Origin of the sequence: Rhizobium sp. BK060, from assembly GCF_014193145.1 — a bacterium.
GTDB lineage: Bacteria > Pseudomonadota > Alphaproteobacteria > Rhizobiales > Rhizobiaceae > Rhizobium.
Genome location: NZ_JACHYW010000014.1, coordinates 162980 through 169686, shown reverse-complemented (window position 1 = coordinate 169686; position 6707 = coordinate 162980). Strand labels below are relative to the sequence as shown.

Below are 6707 nucleotides of genomic sequence, written 5' to 3'. Positions count from 1 at the left end.
TGTTCAGCGAACCGCCGGCCGTTGCGGACAGGCCGTCGCTTTCATTGTTGCCGCCATTGACCGCTTCGTCTTCCACGGTCGAGGTGCTGCCTGCATTGGCGACCGGGCTGTCGTCGATGGCGTTGACCGTGAAGTTGGAATTGGCCGAGTCACCGTCGCTGTCGGTCGCCCTGAAGCCGAAGTCCAGCGTCCTGCTGCCGCCATTGAGGCCTGACGGAGCGTGGTCGATATTGCCCTTGAGTTCGAAGGTGTAAGAGCCGCTGTGCAGGTCGGACAGTGTCACCTTGAACACTTCCGCGCCGTTTGCCCCCTTCGTCGCCGTCAGAACCGTGCCGTCGGCCGACAGCTTGTAGTAGATCGCAACGCCATCCGACGTCAGGCCTGTCTGGCCTTCGGCAACCGTGAAGGCCACCGAGCGGTCGGCAATGCCGCCGTTGTTGTTGTCCGCGCCCCAGGAGATATTCAGGTCTCCATGCTGGACCGTCGATTCCGGCAAGCCCATGTCGTTGCCGTGCGGCAGGTCGTCTTCGTTGACGGATTCCGACTCCGGCTTTCCGATGACCGGCTGATCGTCGACGACATTGACCGTGAAGGTGTTCGACGCCGTGTCGCCGTCCGAATCCGTCGCCGTGAAGCCGAAGTTCAGCTTCAGGCTGTCGCTGTTCGGCGCGTGGTCGATGTTGTCCTTCAGCGTGAAGACATAGCCGCCGCTGCTCTGATCAGACAAGGTCACGGTGAACACGACGCGACCGTCGGACGACTTCGCCGTCAGTTCCGTGTGATCTTCGTTGAAGGAGTAGGTGATCGGCTTGCCGTTCGAACTCAGACCTTCCGGTGCTGTCAAGCCGGACGCGAAAGCCACCGAACGGTTGGCAATGCCGCCGTTGTTGTTGTCCGCGCCCCAGGAGATATTCAGGTCTCCATGCTGGACCGTCGATTCCGGCAAGCCCATGTCGTTGCCGTGCGGCAGGTCGTCTTCGTTGACGGATTCCGACTCCGGCTTTCCGATGACCGGCTGATCGTCGACGACATTGACCGTGAAGGTGTTCGACGCCGTGTCGCCGTCCGAATCCGTCGCCGTGTAATTGAAGGTCAGCGACAGCGGGTTCTCGCCATTGCCGGCAACATGATCCAGCGGCTGAACCAGCGTGAATGCGTAGGAACCATTTGAGCTTGCATCCGAAACCGAGGCGAAGAAGACGACGTTCGCGGCGCCTTCACCGGTCGCTGCCGTCGGAGTCGTTTCGCCGGTATAGCCAACGAGAACGCCATCGATCAGCACCGTGTGCACAGCCTGGCCGAGCGACGTCAGCGTTTCGCCGGCCTCACCAGTAACGGCGACGTCGGCATTGGTGAAGGCAACCGCGCGATCACCCGGCTGGCCGTTGCCGTCATTGGCGCTGTCTGCGCCCCAGTTGATGTTCAGTGACCCGCCGGCCGTTGCCGACAGGCCGTCGCTTTCATTGTTGCCGCCATTGACCGCTTCGTCTTCCACGGTCGAGGCCGTGCCGGCATTGGCGACCGGGGCGTCGTCATTGATGTCGATCGAGGCGGTGCCGGTTGCGGAATCGCCGTCCTTGTCGGTGACGGTATAGCTGAACTGCAGACGCAGGACGTCATCGAGACCTGCCTGTCCCTTGTCCGGATGGTCGAGCGGGCCGAACTGGGTAAAGGTGAAGGCGCCGGTTGCCGCGTTCGTAACAGTCAGGACGAAGACAGGCTGGCCGTCGATGCTACCGGTGAGGGTTAGGCCATCGACCGTGATGACGACAGGCTTGCCACCGGACGTCAGATCAAGGTGCGAACCGTTCTGCGTGCCTTCATCCATGTCCAACGAATCGATGAACTGGATCGCGGTGATCTGGCCAACGTCTGCGCCGCCGTCGAAGCCGAACGTGCCGTTCACCGACTGTGTCTCGAAGCCGCCTTCCTGGCCTTCCGTTTCCGTCAGGCTCAGCGTTGCGGTGTCGGAGATCGTCGGCAGATCATCGAACAGCTCCTGGCGATCGCCGGGGCCCGGGTCGGGCTGTTGCGTGTCGGCCAGCAACTGCGCAAGCTGTGTCGGATCGTTCGGGTCCTGCTGGATCGTGTCCTGGAAGTCGGCACCGGAGCTCGGAGGAGCCGCGCTTGCAGAATAGGAGCCGTCCGGACCGGCCGCGACGTTGATGTTGCTCTGCTCGAGGGCGGCGATCACGGCCTGCTGCGGCAGCTCGACTTCGCCAAGCAGGAAGGTCGGCACGTGCAGGGCGCCGTTGACGATGACGATCTCCGTGCCGTCGGCCTGAACGAGCACGAGATTGTTGCCTTCGACGCGAATGTCTTCGATCGATACATCAGCCGGCAGATGGGCGATGTTGTTCTGATCCGGGACGATTTCGGCGGGATGGGCGTTCGCAGCTACCGTCTGCGGGGCCGCCGGCACGCGGTCGGTCTTCTCAGGCTGCTGGCTATTATTGGCTTGCGCGACCTCGACGCCCTCACGAGCGGAAGCCTCAATACTTGCGTCTTCATGAATGTCCTGGCGGAAGTCGTGCGAGACGTTTTCGCTTGCAGTAGCGGAAATGCGCGGATCTTCGATAGACATAACAAAACAACCCCAATGAGAAACTGGGGCCAATCAATTACGCAGAAGAGCCAAAAGCAATACTTGCAGCCGTCTAAGACATAGCCGGTTATGCATCCACCCAAAAATGTTTTAGGAAGAGTTAACGGCGAGGCCCTGAATGTGGCTGGAAACGCTAAAATTCTAATAAAATTAATGAAATACAAACACGCTCCGGCGCTGATGGCCGTGCGTTCCGGGCCGTCGATTCAACACCCACGCCGCCTCCAGGACATTCCGGCAGCACGCTTGAACCCTCCGATGCACGTCAGTGCGAGACGGCTGACACCGTCTCGCACTGAGCTCAAAAAGGTCATTCCGCTGCGCCTATCGGGTGGGCGCCACGAGGCAGAAGAATGCGCCCTGCGGATCGGTCGCATTGATGATCCAGCTGCCGCCGGGCACTTCCATCGGACCGACGATCACTTTGCCACCGCCCGCATTGACGCGTTCGATGGCGCTGTCGATCGCCGGCACGTTGAAGTAGTAACCCCAATAGCACATCGGCACGTTGGCGGGTTTGGTCATCATGCCGCCGATCTGCTTTCCATGCTCGGCGAAGATGCGATACGCGCCCATTTCGCCCATGTCGAAATCGTGGTCCTTGGTCCAGCCAAAGATCTTCGAATAAAAGGCGAAGGCCTCCTCCATGTTGCCGGCCATCAGTTCGTGCCAGCCGATATGGCCGGGCGTACCCATCGGCGCAGGCGGGGTCGGATTGTCTCTCGGCAGCGGGGTCATGACGCAGATCACGGCGCCGTGCGGATCGGCGAGGACGGCAAAGCGTCCGACCGTCGGAATATCCTCCGGCTGGCGGCGGACCGAGCCACCATTGGCAGCAAAATCCTTCGCCGTTTGATCGACATCATCGACGGCAACATAGCCCGTCCAGTTTGGTGGAATGCCCTTCCCCTCGAGTTCTGCGGGAAAATCCATGAGGCCGGCGACGCCTGCACCATTCGCTTCAAAGATGGTATAGGGCGGCAGGTCCTGGATCTTCATGTCGCTCGTCGTCCACCCGACAACCTTGCCGTAGAATTCGGCTGCGGCCTTGGGATCGGGGGTCATCAATTCGCACCAGATGAATTTGCCGTGGGTTTCGGACATCGTGTTCTCCATTTGCGCTGGGTTATTGTCGGTTGCGGACCGCACCGCGTCGGCGATACTGTCCGCTCACCCGCAGCTAGCGCTTGCGGGTGTAATGCGCTTCCATGAACTGCTTCCAGCTGCCGTCCGGTTGCTTGGCAGCGGAGTTGAACGTGCGGTGGTCGCGATCGCGAAAGATGATCTGCTCGCGATAGTCGGCGAGCTTGTTTGCGTCGCTGAAATCGGGGCCTGATGTATAAAGGCTGAGGATCTTGCCGTCGTCGGAGACCTCACCCTCATAAACCCATAAGTGGTCCATCATCGTGCCGATCCAGGTGCCGACATACTTGCCTTTATCGGCGCTGTAGCCGAGGGTCAGCACCGTCGTCGCGGCTCCGCCGCCCGGCATCTGGCCGGAGCCTTCGGCGATGAACCAAATCCCGTGAAGCGACCGCACAATTTCCGTCCATGGCTCCTGTCCGGTCATCTCGGGCGCCGTCACGTCCCAGAGGCCGACGAGATCTTCCAGGAATTCATGCTCCTTCAAAACTTTCGCTTGCTGCATCGTCCTTCTCCCCTGGATGATGGTCGCAGATATCAGTGACAGCTGGATGGCGCGTTCTTCGCCGGTTCGTATTCGTCGTGGCGCTTGACGAAGTCCATCGTGCTGTCCTCGTTGCGGCCCTTTGGCGCGCGATCGAGGATCATCAAGGTGCCGACCGCCTCTTCAAGGCCGCGGGCATAGGTCGAATAGGTATGGAATACCTCACCATTCTCATTCTTGTAGAACGCACTGAGGCCCGGAAGCTCGTCATTGGCGTTGGCGGGCTCGATTGCCTCGAAATTGTAGAAGACCTTGTCCTTCGCCAGATCGTCCGGGCTGAAGGACACGTGGTAGTCGAAGTTGAAGCTGTTATCGAAGGACGAAACCCACGGGAATTTCCAACCCATTCGCCTCTTGTAGGCCTCGATCTTGGCGAGCGGCGCGCGCGAGACGGCGACCCAGGTAACATCGTGGTTATTGAGATGCGGCAGCGTTCCGTCGACATGATCGGACAGGAACGAGCAGCCCGGACAACCGGCCTCCCAATCGGGTCCAAGCATGAAATGATAGATCAACAGCTGGCTGCGACGATCGAAGAGTTCAGCAAGGCTTTTCTTTCCCTGCGGCGTATCGAACACGTAATTCTTGTCGACCTTGACCCAGGGCAAAGTCATGCGCTCGGCATTGACCTTGTCCCTCAGATGCGTTGCTTCCTTCTCCTTGAGAAGCAGCGCGCGGCGGGCTTCCAGCCATTCTTCACGGGAAACGACTTGGTTCTGCATCGCGTGCGCCCTCCTCCGGCGCGATCGAGACGTGGCGGTCCATGCTCCTTTTCCTTGACTATTTACATTGATATCAATATAAATTGAGCATGTCAAATGCAGTAGAGATTCCTTTTTCAACGACGCTCCTCGTACGCGACACGTGCCTGTGCCTGCATGTGCAACGGGCGGCGCGCGCACTGGCGCGGCTCTTCGACGATGCCCTTCGCCCTGTCGGGCTCACCAACGGTCAGTTCTCGCTGATGATGTCGCTAAACCGCCCGGAGCCACCGCCGATGGGACCGGTCGCGACCCTGCTTGCTATGGATCAGACGACATTGACGGCAGCGCTCAAGCCATTGCAGCGCCGTGGTTGGGTAAATGTAACGCAGAATGCGAAAGACAAGCGCCGGCGCTTACTTAGCCTGACGCCGGAAGGCAAGGCTGTGCTTGCCGCCGCGCTGCCGATCTGGGAAAGCACCCACGCCAGCCTCGATGAGGCCCTGCCGAGTGGTGATATGGAAAGGCTGCGACGCGACCTGCAGGCCCTCGCCTAAAGACCGGTCGTGCATGCGGCATGCATTTAGCCGCGCGCCATTCTTGGATCCCTGGCGAAATCCTCCACCGAGAATCCAATTCTGACCTTTGGGAAATCGCAGAGTGCCTGGACGCCAATTCCCGAGAGCCGGATCCTCCATGTCTGGCGTTCAACGGGCTCGCGGGCGGCGAACGCCGCAGCCGTCAAAAGCGCGATATTGCGGCCGCGCTGCGGATCCCGCACGGATTCGTAGAGGATGGCCCGGCAGCCGGCCTCCCGTGCAGCGTCGGCGAGAGCTTGGCAGGGCGCATAGTTCTGTGGATCGGTCCATGTCGCCCGATCGGCATCGAGCGGAGGGCGCGCGAGATCGATTGCTGACGGTGTCGCGATGGCCGCAGCAAAAGCGGTGTATTCGGCGGCATTGCCGGGAGGCGCCGTAGCGGGCGACTCGGAATAGAAGAGCAGCCGGTAGAAAGCCATTTCCGCAAGTGCAGTTTTCACCCGCTCGGATGCGTAGAAGACACCGAGCGTGCGCCCTGCCCGGCGGAAACGCGAGCCATGCGGATAGACGGCACCATAGCGGAACGGCGTGGCGAGCAGGTAGTCCAGCCCGATGCACTCCGGCGGCAGCGCCGGCTTACTTTCTTCGAGCAAGGTTTCAAGCAGCGCCTGCTCCTCGAGTGTATCGACGAGTTTAAGCGTCGAAATCTGATGCTGCGCCTCGACCAGACGCCAGAATCTGCCCGAGATCGCCCGTGTCTCAGACGATAGCGCGGCGGGCGTCCAAATAGGCAATGACATCGGTCAATCCCGAGATGCTGACGATCTTTTCCAGCGGCGTCGCGCCGAGTGCGGTGTTGGCGTTGCGCAGCCATTGACGGGCAACGGCCTCGTCGCCGCCGACAATCGCATCGAGTGAACGAAACAGACGCACGAGCAGGATAGCGAGTTCAAAGGACTTCGAGCCGCGCTCCAGCAGATAATCCTGCCGCTTCATACGCGAGACGGTTGCCTCGGAAACACCGAGCACCGCCGAAAGCGTTCGAGCGTTGAGGCCAAGATGGTCGGCGGCATTAACGGCCGCTTTGGTGATCACGGCAGCCTCGGGGGACCGGGCGCCGGAGATCGGGTGTGCTATAGCCATGCCATATTCCTTTCGCTGGAAAGAATATAGCA

General features: G+C 60.5%; 7 protein-coding genes. 1 reads left to right on the top strand and 6 read right to left on the bottom strand.

What is annotated here, in order from left to right; translation table 11 throughout:
- The 4 genes from FHT71_RS17375 to FHT71_RS17360 all read right to left on the bottom strand — a co-directional run.
- A partial coding sequence (locus tag FHT71_RS17375) for a VCBS domain-containing protein (RefSeq protein ID WP_210294203.1) occupies positions 1–2584 on the bottom strand: 2584 nt, incomplete at its 3' end.
- Positions 2585–2929: 345 nt separating this feature from the next.
- Positions 2930–3709: a VOC family protein gene (locus FHT71_RS17370; protein WP_007791547.1), complete on the bottom strand. Its 780-nt coding sequence runs from the start codon at positions 3707–3709 to the stop codon at positions 2930–2932.
- A 76-nt stretch (positions 3710–3785) separates the two neighbouring features.
- A complete protein-coding gene (locus FHT71_RS17365; RefSeq protein WP_132588531.1) occupies positions 3786–4253 on the bottom strand; it encodes a DUF1579 domain-containing protein in 468 nt (155 codons plus the stop codon).
- Between the two features lie 32 nt (positions 4254–4285).
- On the bottom strand, positions 4286–5014 hold the full coding sequence (locus FHT71_RS17360) for a thioredoxin family protein (protein WP_132588530.1): 729 nt from the start codon (positions 5012–5014) through the stop codon (positions 4286–4288).
- Between the two features lie 89 nt (positions 5015–5103).
- On the opposite strand from FHT71_RS17360, the gene FHT71_RS17355 reads away from it, so the two are divergent.
- The gene (locus tag FHT71_RS17355; protein WP_007791555.1) at positions 5104–5550 is read left to right on the top strand and encodes a MarR family winged helix-turn-helix transcriptional regulator; all 447 of its coding nucleotides are present in this window, start codon (positions 5104–5106) and stop codon (positions 5548–5550) included.
- Positions 5551–5576: 26 nt separating this feature from the next.
- Here FHT71_RS17355 and FHT71_RS17350 read toward each other — a convergent pair whose 3' ends face one another.
- Both FHT71_RS17350 and FHT71_RS17345 read right to left on the bottom strand, forming a co-directional pair.
- Positions 5577–6332, bottom strand: coding sequence for an RES family NAD+ phosphorylase (locus FHT71_RS17350; RefSeq protein WP_183721177.1), 756 nt, complete (start codon positions 6330–6332; stop codon positions 5577–5579).
- Entirely contained in the window at positions 6292–6675 is a 384-nt protein-coding gene (locus tag FHT71_RS17345; RefSeq protein WP_132588528.1) for an antitoxin Xre-like helix-turn-helix domain-containing protein, read from the bottom strand. The genes FHT71_RS17350 and FHT71_RS17345 overlap by 41 nt, the downstream gene beginning before the upstream one ends.
- Positions 6676–6707: the final 32 nt, after the last annotated feature.